The 15,731-nt window shown below is 44.3% G+C and carries 14 protein-coding genes; 7 read left to right on the top strand and 7 right to left on the bottom strand.

The features are described from left to right. The first annotated feature begins 15 nt into the window (after window positions 1–15). The 3 genes from QYB97_RS04480 to QYB97_RS04470 all read left to right on the top strand — a co-directional run bounded on the left by QYB97_RS04480 (window position 16) and on the right by QYB97_RS04470 (window position 3,040). Window positions 16–552, top strand: coding sequence for a 1,2-dihydroxy-3-keto-5-methylthiopentene dioxygenase (locus QYB97_RS04480; RefSeq protein ID WP_301164727.1), 537 nt, complete (start codon window positions 16–18; stop codon window positions 550–552). Window positions 553–671: 119 nt separating this feature from the next. Then, entirely contained in the window at window positions 672–2,015 is a 1,344-nt protein-coding gene (locus QYB97_RS04475; protein ID WP_301164726.1) for an FAD-dependent oxidoreductase, read from the top strand. Between the two features lie 38 nt (window positions 2,016–2,053). Beyond that, window positions 2,054–3,040, top strand: a complete 987-nt coding sequence (locus QYB97_RS04470) for a class I SAM-dependent methyltransferase (RefSeq protein ID WP_301164725.1) — start codon at window positions 2,054–2,056, stop codon at window positions 3,038–3,040. Between the two features lie 20 nt (window positions 3,041–3,060). On the opposite strand, the gene QYB97_RS04465 is transcribed toward QYB97_RS04470, so the two are convergent. Beyond that, window positions 3,061–4,173: an AI-2E family transporter gene (locus tag QYB97_RS04465; protein ID WP_301164724.1), complete on the bottom strand. Its 1,113-nt coding sequence runs from the start codon at window positions 4,171–4,173 to the stop codon at window positions 3,061–3,063. Between the two features lie 118 nt (window positions 4,174–4,291). On the opposite strand from QYB97_RS04465, the gene asnB reads away from it, so the two are divergent. Next, on the top strand, window positions 4,292–6,181 hold the full coding sequence (asnB, locus tag QYB97_RS04460; protein ID WP_301164723.1) for an asparagine synthase (glutamine-hydrolyzing): 1,890 nt from the start codon (window positions 4,292–4,294) through the stop codon (window positions 6,179–6,181). A gap of 28 nt (window positions 6,182–6,209) precedes the next feature. Here asnB and QYB97_RS04455 read toward each other — a convergent pair whose 3' ends face one another. Next, window positions 6,210–7,967, bottom strand: a complete 1,758-nt coding sequence (locus tag QYB97_RS04455) for a glycoside hydrolase family 13 protein (protein WP_301164722.1) — start codon at window positions 7,965–7,967, stop codon at window positions 6,210–6,212. 160 nt (window positions 7,968–8,127) lie between these two features. Between QYB97_RS04455 and QYB97_RS04450 the strand changes: the two genes are divergently transcribed. After that, window positions 8,128–9,177, top strand: a complete 1,050-nt coding sequence (locus tag QYB97_RS04450) for a LacI family DNA-binding transcriptional regulator (RefSeq protein ID WP_301164721.1) — start codon at window positions 8,128–8,130, stop codon at window positions 9,175–9,177. Window positions 9,178–9,215: 38 nt separating this feature from the next. Here the strand turns inward: QYB97_RS04450 and ligD (QYB97_RS04445) are convergent, their stop codons facing one another. The 4 genes from ligD (QYB97_RS04445) to QYB97_RS04430 form a co-directional block, all read right to left on the bottom strand. Further along, window positions 9,216–10,130 (bottom strand): non-homologous end-joining DNA ligase, encoded by a 915-nt coding sequence (ligD, locus tag QYB97_RS04445; RefSeq protein WP_301164720.1) that lies wholly within the window; start codon window positions 10,128–10,130, stop codon window positions 9,216–9,218. Continuing rightward, complete coding sequence (gene ligD, locus QYB97_RS04440) at window positions 10,103–11,056, bottom strand: non-homologous end-joining DNA ligase (RefSeq protein WP_301164719.1); 954 nt, start codon at window positions 11,054–11,056, stop codon at window positions 10,103–10,105. Before ligD (QYB97_RS04440) ends, ligD (QYB97_RS04445) begins: the two co-directional genes overlap by 28 nt. Window positions 11,057–11,065: 9 nt before the next feature. Next, on the bottom strand, window positions 11,066–11,893 hold the full coding sequence (ku, locus tag QYB97_RS04435; protein WP_301164718.1) for a non-homologous end joining protein Ku: 828 nt from the start codon (window positions 11,891–11,893) through the stop codon (window positions 11,066–11,068). Window positions 11,894–11,999: 106 nt separating this feature from the next. Further along, entirely contained in the window at window positions 12,000–12,869 is an 870-nt protein-coding gene (locus QYB97_RS04430; protein WP_301164717.1) for an SDR family oxidoreductase, read from the bottom strand. 160 nt (window positions 12,870–13,029) lie between these two features. Here QYB97_RS04430 and QYB97_RS04425 point away from each other — a divergent pair, with 160 nt between their 5' ends. Both QYB97_RS04425 and hmpA read left to right on the top strand, forming a co-directional pair. Continuing rightward, entirely contained in the window at window positions 13,030–14,181 is a 1,152-nt protein-coding gene (locus QYB97_RS04425; RefSeq protein ID WP_301164716.1) for a histidine kinase N-terminal domain-containing protein, read from the top strand. A 120-nt stretch (window positions 14,182–14,301) separates the two neighbouring features. Further along, window positions 14,302–15,534, top strand: coding sequence for an NO-inducible flavohemoprotein (gene hmpA, locus QYB97_RS04420; protein ID WP_301164715.1), 1,233 nt, complete (start codon window positions 14,302–14,304; stop codon window positions 15,532–15,534). 42 nt (window positions 15,535–15,576) lie between these two features. Here the strand turns inward: hmpA and QYB97_RS04415 are convergent, their stop codons facing one another. After that, the gene (locus QYB97_RS04415; protein WP_301164714.1) at window positions 15,577–15,714 is read right to left on the bottom strand and encodes a DUF3941 domain-containing protein; all 138 of its coding nucleotides are present in this window, start codon (window positions 15,712–15,714) and stop codon (window positions 15,577–15,579) included. Window positions 15,715–15,731 lie beyond the last annotated feature (17 nt).

The following is a 15,731-nucleotide window of genomic DNA, read 5'->3' as shown; positions in this document are numbered from 1 at the left end:
GAGGGGGATGCCATAATGGCACAATTGCGTTTTCACGATAATAACGAACGAGTGGAAGGCCTGGATAAAGTAAGCAGCTACTTGGAAAGCCAGGGTGTAATCTATGAAAATTGGGATATTGAAAAGCTGCCATCTCATCTGAAAGAAAATTATGTGTTAACAGATGACGAAAAGGCAGAAGTAGTCCAGGTATTCAGAAGTGAAATCGATGAACTATCCAAGCGCAGGGGTTACGTTACCGAAGATGTTATTTCACTGTCTCCGGATACACCGAATCTTGATGAGCTTCTGAAGAACTTTTTGGCCGAGCACCATCATTCCGATGATGAAGTACGATTTATTGTCAGCGGGCACGGCATTTTTGCCATTGAAGGTCCTGAAGGCCGCTTTTTTGATGTAGAACTTGAGCCGGGCGACCTGATTTCCGTTCCGGAAAATTACCGTCACTATTTTACGTTGATGGACGACCGCCAAGTCGTTGCTGTCCGTATTTTCAAATCCAAAGAAGGCTGGGTGCCGATCTACGAGAAAGAGGAAGCATCAGCAAAATAAGCAGTATGCTGCCGCAAAGGAAGGAAACCTCCTTGTGGCAGTTTTTTTTATGCTTTTTTTAAGGTTTATACAGGGGTGGTTGGTGGTAGTTATTGTCATAAAGGTGGTGTAGGAAGAGAATGGTATATCAGGTAGTTATTATTGGCGGAGGAGTTGCCGGTTTAACACTCGGCCTTAAACTCGCCAGGTCCAACGTGGATACCCTGGTGGTCGAAAAACAAAGCAAAGCCTCACATCTTTATAAAGGAGAGCTTCTTCAGCCAAAGAGCCTTTCCCATTTTGACCGGCTTGAAATTCTTCCTCTCATACTTGATCATTGCTATGTGCTTCCTGAGATTGAATTTATTGAAATGAACCGGGAGAATGGCCGGTTGCTCCCTCAGACAAACAATGTTTTCAGTTATGAGATCCTGGACCCTCCTTATAATTATGCGTGCATGATTGATCACGAAAAACTCAAGTCGATTATTTTAAAGGAAGCGCAATCCTACCCAACTTTTCACTACATGAATCAGGCCAAGTTTCTCTCATTTAAAGATGAACAGACAGCTCTTGTGGAAAGCGGGGGCGAGAAGCAGGAAATTCGTGGAGCGATCTTTGTGGGAGCGGAAGGAAGGGGTTCGCGGGTTGCCAGGGAAATGGGCGTTTCCTATAAAGAATATGCGTATAATCATCAGTTTTTAACGGTATCATTTCCAAGGCCGCCTGATTTGACCAAGGCAGAAATGTTCTCCTGGCAAAATCGCTTTCTTGGGCTTTTTCCCCTTCCTGATGGAAGAGTTCGTACAGTTCTCCTAATCAAGCCGGGGGAACTGAAGGAAATGAAAAATATTGGCCTGTCCTCCTTTTATGAAGCCTATACCGACTTTCTTCCTTCGCTTAAAGGCTATGTGGACCAGATTGATTCCTGGAACAAAATCCAGTTAATGATTCCCTTTCGCCACCATGCTTCGCGGTATGTGAAACAAAATAAAATCCTGATCGGTGATGCTGCCCATACCGTTCATCCGATGGCGGGGGAAGGCATGAATATGGCGATACAGGATGCAGATATACTGGGCGAGCTCCTCGTGTACCTTATCAGCGGAAATAACCTGACGCAAAAAGAATTGCTGTGGTATGAGGAAGTAAGAAAGCCAAGAGCGGAATTTATGATGAAGCTGAGCCATCAGGCTGCCCTTTTTTATTCATATCCCTATGATTGGTTTCAAAAGCTGAGAAAAAGAGGAATTGAGAAAACCGGCGCGTTTTCGCATCTTCATTTTAAACAGATGCTGAATATTTCGGGGATGGGCATGCTGCCATTTACCATCGGTGACCGTCTGCAGCAGGCAGGTATTCCAGCCCCTGTAAAACGGAAATTAAAACGCAGCAAGAAATCTTACTACTTTGCTCAGGAAGAAGATTATCCCTGGGCATACTCAAGTGCCTCCGGAACAGGAAAGAAGGGAAAAAAACGATGATACACGAGTGGATCAAACTATGGAGAGCCAGGAGCTGGATGAAACGCAACCAATCCTTTCTTTATACATGGCATGCCTATGTGGGGTATACATTGGATCTTTTTAACGCTTTTCAGCAGGCGGAGGATATTGCGCGTGTGGCAGCAAGAATGCAGCTGAACAAATTGCTGCTCGAACGCTGGATTGAAGTGGGGCTTGCCATCGGCCACCTTAAGCGAAAAAGCGACGGAAGAATCATCGCCTCCAAAATGCTTAAGCAGTATGTTTCCAGAGAAAGTCCCTATTCTGTCGGAATTCTATTAAAGGAAATGCTGGAGCTCCACATACCGGTTTTACTTTCTTACCCCGATTTGATGAAGGGCAATAAGTCGAAGCTGTTTGCCGAAGAGGAGTTTGCCTATACCGTAGCGGAAACCTCTACATTAATTGAAAAGCTGGCTTATCCTAAAATCCACCAGGTTTTAAAAAAGAAAGGGGTCCGGTCGGTGCTGGACTTAGGCTGCGGACATGCGGGCTATCTTCAAAGGATGGCTTCAAAACATCCGGAAATGCGGCTGACAGGTGTGGAAAAGAATAAAGAAGTATATGAAGAGGCACTGAAACGGTGCAATGAATATAACCAGTGCATTGAATTATTTCAGGGTGACTTAAAGCAATTTACGATTTCGGAAAAGGTAGAACTGATCATGATGAACAACCTTCTGTATTATTTTCCTCCCAAAGAACGCATCGATATCATGTTCAAGGCAAACTCGCTGCTCACAAATGGCGGCACACTGGTCATCATTACACCGCTCTCTGACTATAAGAGCGGGAACGCATTTGCTTCGGCATTTAACAGTTTTATGAGTGCACACGAAAATTTGTATCCGCTTCCTTCCTATAAGGAAATACAAAATGCTGCAGATCATAGCGGCTTCAGGATTGAAGAGACCAGACCCATCATAAAAGAAGGGGCATGGTGTATGATTTGTCTGGAGAAAAAAGCGGAGAGCACTGCCGGGCAACAGAAAATGACGTGCTGATTTCAGCACGTCATTTTCTATTAGGAGATAATTTTTTTGTCCTGTTCATTCGATTGTTCTTTTCGAAGCTTGATCAAGCTGTAGGTGTGAAGAACGATAACCTTCAGTACAGCATAGACAGGGACCGCAAGAATGAGTCCCAGCAGGCCGCCAAGGGAACCGGACACAAGAAGGATGGAAATAATGGTCAATGGATGGATATCAAGCTTTTTCCCCATCACCTGGGGAGAGATGATATTCCCTTCAATCTGTTGTGCAATGACCATAACAATAAGTACTTTAACAATCATGAAAGGTGAATCAATGATTCCCACAATCAATGCGGGAATTACCCCGATAATCGGCCCAAGAAAAGGGATGACGTTCGTAAACATAGCGATGACCGTAAGCAGCAGTGAGTAGTCAATCCCGATAATAAGATACCCGATATACAAAAGGATTCCCACACAAACACTGACCAGAATCTGTCCCTGGATATAAGAGCTCAGTGCCATATCCATGTCGGCCAAAATTTTTGTGCCGTTTTTTCGCTGTGTCGGCTGAAGCAGGCGAAGGACCATCTTCGGCGCTTTCTCCCCCTCCTTCAGCATGTAGTACAGAATAAAAGGAACAGTAACGAATACCATGATAATGCTGGTTATCACGCTGATAAAATTTGTCACGCTTGTTCCGATCATTGAAGCACTTTTGGACAGGTAGTTTGTTATCTTATCTGAAATGTCATTGACGCTGAACTGGCTGTTCTCGAGAACACGGTTTACCCATTCATTGTTTTGCAGTTCCACCACTTTGCCCCTGATCGCGTCGATCAGGACGGGTGTGTTATGGATCAGGCTGTTGATCTGCCGCTGCAGAACAGGGCCAACGGCGTAAGACAGCAGTACAAACAAACCAATTGCCGCCAAATAAATAAGTAAAATGGAAAGGGACCTGGGCACCTTTCGTTTTTGAAGAAAATTAACAATCGGCCTGAATAAATAATAGAGAACCCCGGCCAGCAGAAACGGAAAAAAGAGGGTCTGGACAAGAACAACGAGCGGGCGGAACACAAATTGAATTTTTGTTCCGGTCAGAATAATTAGAAAGATCAATAGAATTGCATAACCGAATCGGAATGCTTTGGACTGTGGCATGTATTCACCTGCGTTCACTAGAGTATTGTATCTATTATATATGGTAGTCTGACAGGTTTTCAATCTCGAAAATATGAACCAATATCCCCTCCCTGCATAAAGTAAGTATTGGGCGTTTATGGCTGGAGAAAACAGCCTAGTTAGAGAAAGGGTGATAATGGTGTGTGGGATAACGGGATGGATTGACTGGCAGCGCAACATTTCACAGGAAAATAAAACTTTGATAAAAATGGCGGCGACCCTTTCCAAACGGGGGCCGGATGCGTTGAATGTTTGGAGTCAAACACACGCGGGTTTTGGCCACGCGAGGCTGGCAGTTGTGGATCTGGAAGGCGGCGCGCAGCCGATGACCAGAGAAGCGGAAGAAAGGGTCTGCACCATTTGCTATAACGGTGAACTTTATAATACAGAGGATTTGCGAAAAGAATTATTAAAAAAAGGTTATCGCTTTGAAGGCCATTCGGACACCGAAGTGCTATTAATCTCGTATATGGAATGGGGAGAAGCGTGCGTCGACCATTTTAACGGGATATTTGCTTTTGCCATTTGGGATGCCAAAAGAGAAACCTTGTTTATGGCCCGGGACCGTCTGGGAGTTAAACCCTTATTTTATTCCTTATCGGGCGGGCGTCTGTTATTCGGATCTGAACTAAAGGCTATTCTTGCACATCCGGAAGTAAAAGCGGAGGTGGAACGGGAAGGATTACAGGAGGTTTTTGGTCTCGGTCCGTCCAGAACCCCGGGGCACGGTGTGTTTAAAGGAATCAATGAGCTTCGTCCCGGCCATGCGCTGAAATTTGACCGGTCCGGCGAGAAAATCTGGCGCTACTGGAATGTGAAGAGTGAAAAGCATCCGCATTCACTGGATGAAACAGTCGCACATGTCAAAGAGCTTGTCACCGATGCGGTTGAACGCCAGCTTGTGGCAGATGTGCCGGTTTGCACCTTTTTATCAGGCGGCCTGGATTCCAGCGCCATTTCAGCTATTGCTGCCAATCATTTTAAGCGGGAAAACAGGGGCCCCCTTCATACGTTCAGTATTGATTACGTAGATAATGACAAGTACTTTAAAGCGAGCGATTTCCAGCCGAATGCCGATGGGCCATGGATCGAGAAGATGGTGGAAGCCACAGGGTCTGTTCATCACAACTGCATTATTGATACAGATCTGCTTGTTAATCACCTGAAAGAAGCTGTCATGGTGAGAGACCTGCCGGGAATGGCCGATGTCGATTCTTCCCTGATCTGGTTTTGCCGCCTGATTAAAGAACAATCAACCGTTGCGCTGTCCGGTGAATGCGCGGATGAAATCTTCGGTGGATATCCCTGGTTTCACAAGCCAGAGGTTATGAACCGGCCGCTCTTTCCCTGGATGAGTTCAACAGCGGAACGGGAAAATCTTTTACAGGATCATTGGAAAAACCGATTGAATTTATCATCTTATGTAAAACAGCGTTTTGAAGAATCACTGAAAGAAATGCCGAGACTTGAAGGTGAATCAGGAGTGGAGGCAAAGCGCCGGGAAATCTTCTATTTGAACATGATTTGGTTCATGACCACATTGCTTGACCGGAAAGACCGTATGAGCATGGGGGCATCACTGGAAGTGCGTGTCCCATTTGCGGACCACCGGATCGTCGAGTATGCCTGGAACATCCCATGGGAAATGAAAATGCTCCAGGGAAGGGAAAAGGGGCTGCTTCGAAAAGCCCTTGAAGGCCTGCTTCCGGAAGATGTCCTTTACCGCAAGAAAAGCCCTTATCCGAAAACTCACAATCCAAACTATACACAGAGTGTAAAGGAATGGCTGCAATCCATAATCGATTTACCGTCTTCTCCACTCCTGGAACTTCTTAAAAAAGAAAAAATCCAGGATATCATTGACAGCAATGGAGAAGCATTCAAGGTGCCATGGTTCGGCCAGCTGATGACCGGGCCACAGCTGATGGCACATCTGGCACAGATCGATACATGGCTTGGCACATACAATATTAATATCCTGGATTAAAAAACCGCGGTTACCTCCCGCGGTTTTTTTACCTTGCGTTCCATCTGAGCATCAGAAAATCATCTGGCATCACTCTTGCCGAATCGGGTTTTAATTCCTCGTTGGTCCACAGGTTTATCAATTGTTGGGCAGATCCAAAGAGAGCGGGACTCAGCTTTTGTTCACTTGCTGTGGTATTAATGGCGAACAGCAGCCTTTCATCATCGGAAGCTTTTACATACATCAGTAAATCCGGTGTATCTTCGGTGGTAAGAAAAGAGATGCGGCCTTTTGTGCTAAATAGTGGAACTTCCTTTTTCAGGCGAATCAAGTGTTGAAGATCTGTAAAAAGTTCATGATTCTGGGCTTCCGGGTTCCATTCCATACATTTCCTGCAGCCCGGATCCCGTCCGCCTGTCATCCCGATTTCGTCGCCGTAATAAATACACGGTGTGCCAGGGAATGAAAGAAGCAGTACAAACAGCTGCCGAACCTTGTTCGTATTTCCTCCTGTTACTGTTAAAATCCGTTCCGTATCATGGGAACCGAGCAGATTAAACATCACCTCATTCACATTTTCAGGATAGGAATGCAGGATGCTGGATATTTTCTCGATAAATTCCAGGGCATTGATCTTTGAGCGGGCAATATAATCCAGAACCAGTGTTGAAAAAGGATAGTTCATGACCGCATCAAACTGATCCCCTTGGAGCCATGGCATGGCGTCATGCCAAATCTCGCCAAGAATATAGGCATCCGGTTTGATACTTTTTATGGTTTTACGGAACTCCCGCCAAAATTGATGGTCAACTTCATTGGCTACATCAAGGCGCCAGCCGTCAACGTTAAATTCTTCCGTCCAGTACCGCACGGCATGCAGTAAATAATCTTTGACCTCGGGGTTTGCTGTATTTAACTTCGGCATCGTTTTTTCAAAGGCAAAAGTGTCATAGTTCGGCAGTGGATCAGTAACCACAGGAAATTCCCTGATATGGAACCAGTTCTTATAGTTGGAGTTCTCCTGATGGGTGAGCACATCCTGAAATGGGCCAAAGTAAAAGCCGCTGTGGTTGAAAACAGCGTCCAGCATAACTTTTATACCTTTTTCATGACACGCTTCAACCAACTGCCGGAACTCTTCCTTAGTCCCGAACTGTGGGTCAATCTCTAAATAATCGATGGTATCATATTTATGATTCGATGCTGCTTTAAAAATCGGAGTGAAGTAAATGCCATTAATGCCGAGAGACGCAAGGTGGTCGAGATGCAGCAGGATGCCTTGAAAGTCTCCACCGAAAAAGTTGGTCGGGGTGGGATCGGCAGACCCCCAGGCCAGCGTCCCTTGGGGGTCATTGGAGGAATTGCCATTGGCATACCGCTCGGGGAAGATTTGATACCAAACGGTGTTTTTTACCCAGTCCGGAGTTCTAAAAACGTCCACCGAATACAGGTAGGGAAAGCAAAAGTAAGGAGCTATGTCGGTTGTTGGAGCGCTATCGAAAAACCCCTTTTCTGTATAGACGATGGTTTCGTTACTGTCAGTCAGCTCAAAGCCGTACCGCACTCTTCGAAACTCCGGGCAGACGGAAACGAGATAATAATCATAAAATGCATCTGAGCCTGTTTTCAACATGAGTTCTTTTTTAAACAGCCAGTTTCCGTCTTTCCATTCGTAAGGATCGCCGTAAATCAGTTGTACAGTCCACGCATCATCCTTTCTGGCTCGAAGACGGATATGAAGGGTTTGTTCGTCATAGGCATAGGCAAAATTATTTTTTGGACGGTGATACAATGCTTCTTTTAGCACATTTTTCCCTCCTTGATGCAGTGCTGGAATCAAATGGGATTTGTATGTAGTATACCGTATTTGAAAGGAGGAAGAATATGCTTTTATTTGACGTCTGCTGTTCTTTTTCCGTTCCATTGATTAGAATAGTACATATACAACAGATGGAAGGAGGATAATGATGACCACTACGATTAAAGATGTCGCCAAAATGGCAAATGTGGCTCCCTCCACCGTTTCACGGGTGATAGCCAATAATCCCAGAATATCTGAACAAACGAAACGGAGAGTAAGGGAAGCAATGGACTATTTGGGATATCATCCTAATTTCAATGCAAGAAGCCTTGCCAATCGTTCGGCTCAGGCCATTGGCCTCGTCATGCCGGGCTCTGCAGACAAGGCTTTTCAGAATCCGTTCTTTCCTGAGGTGATCCGCGGAATCAGCACGATTGTTCACGAAAAGGAATATGCGCTGTACATGTCAACTGGACAAACAGAAGAAGAAATTTATGAAGGTGTCATGCGAATGGTGCAAGGGGGAAGGGTCGATGGAATCCTTTTGCTGTATTCTAGTGTAGACGACCGCATAATGAACTATTTGGTCGAGAAGAAGTTCCCGTTTGCCCTTGTAGGAAAGCCTTTGAAGGATGAACAATCCATTACTCATATTGATAATGATAATTTTCAGGCGGCAAGAGATGTGGCGGATTATCTTATTTCCCTGGGCCATGAGAAAATTGGTTTTGTAGGAGGAAGCTCCCGGCTGGTTGTAACGATTGACCGGCTGCTTGGCTATGAGAAGTCACTCCGCAGCCATCAACTTCCTTATCGTGAGGATTATATTATTCATGAGGAATTTCTGGAAAAAGGGGGACAGGAAGCGATCCGTAAATTAATGGCCCTGGATAAGCCTCCAACTGCCCTCCTTGTAATGGACGATTTGATGGCTTTTGGCGTTCTCAGGACTTTAAGCGAGATGCAGCTTTCCGTGCCAAATGATATATCTGTGGTGAGCTTCAACAATCTTATGCTCGCCGCTTTTTCTACTCCGGGTCTTACCTCGGTGGATATCAACATTTTTCAGCTTGGATACGAAGCAGCTGTCTGCTTAATGGATTTGATTTCAAAACCGGATCAAAAACCCATGCGAGTCGCTGTTCCTTACCATCTGATCGAACGGCAGTCCTGCAAAGCAAGAACGGTTCAAAAGGAAGGTTCAGGCTCAATGTAAGAAAAAACAGCTCCGGAGTTTTTCTGTGGGCTGTTTTTTCATAGTCCCTGTTCGTTCAGCCAATCAAGAACAGGGGAAAAGGGCTGTCCGGCTTTTGCTTTTTCAAAATCTGCAAAAGGATTTCCCGCTTCCGTAACCCGCTGATGGATGAGAGGGAGGGGAAATGCTTCAGGACGGAGATCATGAGTGAGTTCCTGCGGGTGGATAGGGGTTGCCACCAACGCCTCTTCGTTGCCTCTTACCGAATAAGGAGCAATGATTGTTTTGCCTTCTGCATGCTGGATAAAATCAATGTAGCACTTATTTCCCCGGTTTTTTTTAAGCCGTTCAATGGTGAACCACTGAGGTTCCTTTGTGATTAAATACTGAGCTAAAAACTGGGTGAACTTTCTTGTGTCGTCAAAGGTAAATCGGGATTCCGGGAGGGGGATATAAACCTGCAGGCCTTTGTTGCCGCTCGTTTTGATAAATGTTTTCAATTTCAGCCGGTCACACACCTCCTGGATCAACAGGGCAGCCTCCACTGATAAAATAAAATCATCCCTTGAAGGCGGGTCCAAATCCATAACGATTTCTGAGGGGTGGGCAGTCTCGTTTTTCCGGAACGGAATATGCAGCTCGAAAGCCAGCTGATTTCCGAGCCAAAGCAGGGTTTGAAGATTATTGCAGACAATGTAATGAATCCCTTCCTCGAGTACGGTTTCCACAAAATCCGGAGCATAATCCGGGCAGTTTTTTTGATAAAACCGTTCATCTCCGGCGCCGTGCGGGTACCGAATGACCGTCAATGCCCGATCCTGAAGAAAGGGGAGCAGAAAGGGGGCCATTTTGGCCAGATATTCAAGATAATGGAGCTTCATGATGCCAAGCTTTGGCCAAAGTGGTTTATCAGGAGACGTGATTCCCACTTTAATGCCGTTGATCATTACTTCCTGCTGACTATTCTTTCCCATGTACAGTCCTCCCAGCTGACATCAAAACGAAAGGTAACAAACCGGGGATGCCTCAGCTGATTCTTATAGATTTCCAAGTATTCCAGCTCAACACATATGGATGGAGCAACAGTAATGAACCGGGCATTTTCGGCTGCTTTATTTTTTTTTAACACTTGAATCAGGCTTTCGCGTTCGGCAGGTGAAATTCCGTTTGAAAATAAGCCGGCAAGAACGGGTTTTCCTTCTTGCAGTGCAGCTACATGAAAAAAACCGTTCGTTTTCTCGTAAGCAGTGATGAAAAAAACACCCTTTTGGGGATTTTTTATTTTTAGCCATTTTTTCGTCCGAATACCCGGGTCATAAGTGCTGCTGGTCATTTTTGCAATGATTCCTTCGCCATTTTCTTCTTTAATGTGTGACCAGAGTTGGCCGCTCTCTATAAAAGAATTTACAAGAGCGAGCCGGTCATTTTCCGTCAATTGGTCTGACAGGGTACCAAACAGGGCGTCCAATACTTTCTTTCGTTCCGATAAGGGTTTATGTGTGATTGTCTCTCCACGGATATGTACCATATCAAACGCGAGATAAGTAGAGGGAGTTTGCTGTGAAACATGATCTATTTTTTCTCTACTTTTCAAACGCCCCCTTTTTTGCAGAGATCCAAACGATGCTTTGTACGGAGATTGCAGGATACAAAGCTCCCCATCAAGGACAAGCGGCAAAAAAGACCGGATGCATGGTGAGAGTGCGCGCAGTCTGTCAACGACCTCCGGAAAAACAGAATTAAGGCTGTGGCCGTTCCTGCTGTAAAGTTCCACTTCGTTTTCCGTCCACTTGGCTATGCAGCGGTAGCCATCGTACTTGGTTTCGTAAATCCAGCCTTCAGAGGCGGGAATATCGTCTGTCAGAGAAGGAAGCATCGGTTTAAACGGTATACTGCTCATAGAACGAAATCAGGCTTTCTTCTTTTTCGGTTTTGTTTTTTTCGGTTTTGACTCTGCTTTTTTTTCACCCGTTTTTGATTGATCAATGCTTGCTTGCAAGGCTTCCATTAAATCAACCACATTTGTGCGGGGACGTTCTTCGGAAATTTTGACTTCTTTGCCTGAAATTTTACTGTCAATGATCTCGAGAAGCGCTTCCCGGTATTCATCTTTGTATTTTTCAGGCTCAAATTCAGTGGTCAGCTGTTCGATCAATTGCTTGGCCATTTCCAATTCTTTTTCATTAACTTTTACCTCTTCGTCAATGCCAGGAACATGCTCCACGTTTCTTACTTCATCTGGATAATAGATGGTTTCCATTACAAGTCCTTTATCATAGACTCGGACGGCAGCAAGGCTTTCTTTAGAGCGGATGGTGATTTTGGCAAGGCCGATCCTTCCGCTTTCTTTCATGGCCTCTTTTAACAAAGTAAAGGGTTTCGTGCCATTTTCACCTGGTCCGATAAAATACGACCGATTAAAATAGATAGGATCGATTTCTTCCAAGGATACAAAATCAATGATTTCGATCGATTTATTTTTTATGCCGGCGATTTTATCGAGGTCCTCTTTTTCAATCAGGACAAATTTCCCCGGCTCATATTCATAACCCTTCACTATGTCCTCTTGTTCAACATGCTGCTCACAAATCGGGCATGTTTTTTCATATTTAATGGGATTGTGGCATTTCTTGTGCAAGTATCTCATCTTAATATCTTTATCTTCTGTTGCGGCAAACAGTTTAATTGGAATATTCACCAGCCCGAAGCTGATACTCCCTTTCCACATGGTATGCATGGTCAACACCCTTTCGCAGCATTCTTTTGCTTAGTTTGTGACAATGAAGGGTGATTTTATCCAAACAAAAAAGCCGATGAAACATCGGCTTTTCATAAAGCTTCCATTATCCGTTAACGACAGTTCCGCCATTAATGTGGATGGTTTGTCCGGAAACGTAAGAAGAATCATCACTCGCAAGGTATACATAGGCAGGAGCCAGCTCTTCTGGCTGGCCTGGACGCTTCATCGGAGCGTTTTGACCGAATTGATCCACATCTTCAGCAGAGAAAGTTGCTGGAATAAGCGGTGTCCAGATCGGGCCAGGAGCTACTGCATTCACACGGATTCCTTTTTCCACAATGGAATTGGAGAGTGCACGAGTAAAGGAAAGGATGGCTCCTTTGGTGGAAGAATAATCAATCAGCTTTGGGTTACCCTGATAGGCTGTGATTGAAGTTGTATTAATGATGGAACTGCCTGCTTTTAAATGTTTTAAAGCCGCCTTTGTCAGATAGAACATAGAGAAGATATTCGTTCTGAATGTTTTCTCCAGCTGCTCGGCAGAAATGTCTTCAAGACTGTTTTGTGGATGCTGTTCCCCGGCATTGTTTACGAGAACATCCAGTTTTCCGAACTCTCCGACCGTCTTTTCAATCACGTCCTTGCAAAAATTCTCATCACCGATGTCACCCGAAAACAGAATGCAGCGTACACCTTCCTGTTCAATAAGAGATTTTGTTTTTTCTGCATCTTGCTGCTCGTCCAAATAAACAATGGCGACATCTGCACCTTCTTTGGCAAACGCGATGGCGGCTGCTTTGCCGATTCCGCTGTCTCCGCCTGTTACGATCGCAGCTTTGCCTTTAAGCTTTTCACTGCCTCTGTAAGTTTTGGCATCCGATTGCGGCTTCGGATTCATTTCTGTCTCGGTCCCCGGCTGGTGAGACTGGTGCTGGGCGGGAGGGTTTATCTTTCGGTTTTGTTCGTTACTCATACGTCATCGCTCCTTCATCCATTGTTTGAATACGATGTTATTCTTCCACAATCACCCAGCCATGAAACCTTTTTTAAAAAAAGCTGGACAGATATTGTTCATCTTTTTAAAGTAATGCATAATGAATGAAAAGACATGAGAAAAGAGAGGCAGTGGTTTCATGATAGGTGTAGAAACATTAACCGTGGAACAGCTTGACTTCGCAATTCGCCATTTGCGTACGCATCATGAAATAATTGTTTCTGAATGGCTAGATCGCGCTATGATTAAAAAAGCCGATCCCTTTTATACAGAAGTTATGAAAAATGGCAGTACAACACTTCATTTGCTTTATCAATATCTTCAGAATCCCGATATCGAGCTGATCAGGGAATTTACAAAAAAGATCGCTCCTGAACGAATTGAAGCAAAAACGGACATCAGTGAATTTGTGTTTAATATCAATGCAGGCAGACAAATCGTGAACGAACGGATCTTTGTTCCGGATCTTGGCCAGGATGAACAGCGGTGGATCAGTCTGAGGGTCAATGAGTTCTTTGATCATCTTCTTTATTTTGCGATCAATGAATTCTCTGCATTAAACGATATCATAATAGAAAACAAGAACCAGTTTATCCAGGAGATGCATAATGACCGGCTTACGATTTTAGGACAAATTGCCGCGAGCTTTGCCCATGAATTTCGTAATCCGCTGACGTCCATCAAAGGGTTTATCTATCTGCTCGGCTCAGAATTAACCCCCACACCCAAAACAGATTACTACACATCTATCATTAATAGCGAACTGGAAAATCTCCAGGAAAAAATCAGCCAGTTTCTTTTGCTGTCAAAAATGAAAGGGCTGGATGATATGATCGCAATATTTGATTTGTCCGCCTGTCTTCATGAAATGGTGGATTTTATGTATCCGCGTTTCCTTGAAGCGAAGATCAACTTAGTGGTGGAGATCTCTCCCGGTTTAAAAGTGGAGGGAGACAAAAATCAGCTTAAACAGGTGATCTTAAATATCCTGAACAATGCTGTTGAGGAATTGTGCGATTTACCGGAAGAGCGGATCATCCATGTCAGCGCTAACCTGAGGGGGGGCAGGATTGGTCTTGAGATTTCCAACAATGGTTCACAAATTCCTGCTCATCTGCTTGAAAACATTTTTGAACCGTTCATTACAACAAAGGAGCTTGGAACAGGACTCGGACTTTCGGTTTGTAAACAAATTGTTGAAAAACACAATGGCAAGATTAACGTAACATCCAATGAAGAGCGAACCATTTTTTCCATATCATTACCGCAAGCCCTGGAAAAAACATCATAAGTGATGTTTTTTTTAGTTTTCACAAATCTGACATGATAAAAGTGATTGCAATCACAAAGGAACCTTTTGTGCTTTTCTATAATGAATTTGTAAATAACAAACAACAAAGGGGTCTTTAACATGTTGGATCAAAAAACGATTGATATCATTAAATCAACTGTCCCGGTTCTTGAAATTCATGGAAAAGAGATTACGACGAGGTTCTATAATAACTTGTTCACCAAGCATCCAGAGCTGTTAAATATTTTTAATCATGCCAATCAAAAGAAAGGCCGTCAGCAAACAGCGTTGGCAAATGCCGTCTATGCAGCCGCTGCCCATATCGATAAACTTGAAGCCATTCTTCCGGCGGTAAAACAAATTGCACAAAAACACAGAAGCCTGGGCATTCAGCCGGAGCATTATCCCATTGTCGGAGAAAATCTCCTCATTGCCATCAAAGAGGTTTTGGGAGATGCTGCGACTCCAGAAATTCTTGAAGCATGGGGTAAAGCATACGGGGTAATTGCAGACGCCTTTATCGGTGTGGAGCGCGAAATGTACGAAAAAGCTGAAGAACAGCATGGCGGCTGGAAAGGGTTCAGGGATTTTGTGGTGGACCGTGTCGAGGAGGAAAGCTCTGTCATTACTTCGTTCTATCTTATCCCTGCCGATCGGAAATCCATCGCTTCCTATAAGCCTGGGCAATATATTTCTATCAAGTTCCAGATCGAAGGGGAAGAGTATACCCATATCCGACAGTACAGCCTGTCTGACGCACCAAATGAAGAATATTACAGAATCAGTGTAAAAAAAGAAAGCCTGGGAGATTTTCCTGGAAAAGTATCCGTTCATCTACATGACCACATAAAAGAGGGATGCATGCTTCAGGTCAGTGCTCCTGCAGGGGAATTTTACCTGGATGAAGAAAGCACTTCCTCTGTGGTTCTGCTCAGCGGGGGAGTGGGTCAGACGCCAATGATGAGCATGCTGAATTCAGTTATAAAAAGCAAAGCAGTTCGTCAGGTAACATTTATTCATGCGGCGATTGACAGCACCCACCACGCGTTTAAAGACCATGTCCAAAAGATAGCCAGTGAACATGATAATATTAAAAGCTATGTGGTTTATGAAAAGCCGCTGGAACAGGATAAAAATCAAAAGTCATTTGATAAAGAAGGTTTTGTGAATGAAGAATGGCTGAGGGGATTGGCCTTAGATCCAAAAGCAGACTATTACTTTTGCGGACCGGTTCCTTTTATGAAAGCTCTTTACCGCATCCTTAAAAATTTAAATATACCAGAAAACCAGATTCATTTTGAATTCTTCGGCCCGGCCGCTGAGCTTTCGGAACAGGACACCGTAAATGCTTGATTGCTTAAACAAAAAAACATCCGTAACGGATGTTTTTTTGTATTACAAGTGGTCTGTTTCTTTGGAGAATGAATGTTTTCCAGCACTTTTGTTCTCTCGTTCTGCTTTGTTTTTCAGTTGATTCTCCGCCTGGTGGTCCTCTTTTTTCTTGTTATCATCTTTTGTGTATTTGTGTGTCATGGAACTCGCCTCCTCAT

Origin of the sequence: Fictibacillus fluitans (assembly GCF_030418125.1) — a bacterium.
GTDB lineage: Bacteria > Bacillota > Bacilli > Bacillales > Fictibacillaceae > Fictibacillus_C > Fictibacillus_C fluitans.
This window is presented reverse-complemented; position numbering and strand designations above follow the sequence as displayed.

Coding starts and splice junctions, on each gene's coding strand:
- QYB97_RS04480 (WP_301164727.1), top strand. CDS start 16: ATGGCACAATTGCGTTTTCACGATAATAACGAACGAGTGGAAGGCCTG.
- QYB97_RS04475 (WP_301164726.1), top strand. CDS start 672: ATGGTATATCAGGTAGTTATTATTGGCGGAGGAGTTGCCGGTTTAACA.
- QYB97_RS04470 (WP_301164725.1), top strand. CDS start 2,054: ATGAAACGCAACCAATCCTTTCTTTATACATGGCATGCCTATGTGGGG.
- QYB97_RS04465 (WP_301164724.1), bottom strand. CDS start 4,173: ATGCCACAGTCCAAAGCATTCCGATTCGGTTATGCAATTCTATTGATC.
- asnB (WP_301164723.1), top strand. CDS start 4,292: ATGGCTGGAGAAAACAGCCTAGTTAGAGAAAGGGTGATAATGGTGTGT.
- QYB97_RS04450 (WP_301164721.1), top strand. CDS start 8,128: ATGACCACTACGATTAAAGATGTCGCCAAAATGGCAAATGTGGCTCCC.
- ligD (WP_301164720.1), bottom strand. CDS start 10,130: ATGGGAAAGAATAGTCAGCAGGAAGTAATGATCAACGGCATTAAAGTG.
- ligD (WP_301164719.1), bottom strand. CDS start 11,056: ATGAGCAGTATACCGTTTAAACCGATGCTTCCTTCTCTGACAGACGAT.
- ku (WP_301164718.1), bottom strand. CDS start 11,893: ATGCATACCATGTGGAAAGGGAGTATCAGCTTCGGGCTGGTGAATATT.
- QYB97_RS04430 (WP_301164717.1), bottom strand. CDS start 12,869: ATGAGTAACGAACAAAACCGAAAGATAAACCCTCCCGCCCAGCACCAG.
- QYB97_RS04425 (WP_301164716.1), top strand. CDS start 13,030: ATGATAGGTGTAGAAACATTAACCGTGGAACAGCTTGACTTCGCAATT.
- hmpA (WP_301164715.1), top strand. CDS start 14,302: ATGTTGGATCAAAAAACGATTGATATCATTAAATCAACTGTCCCGGTT.
- QYB97_RS04415 (WP_301164714.1), bottom strand. CDS start 15,714: ATGACACACAAATACACAAAAGATGATAACAAGAAAAAAGAGGACCAC.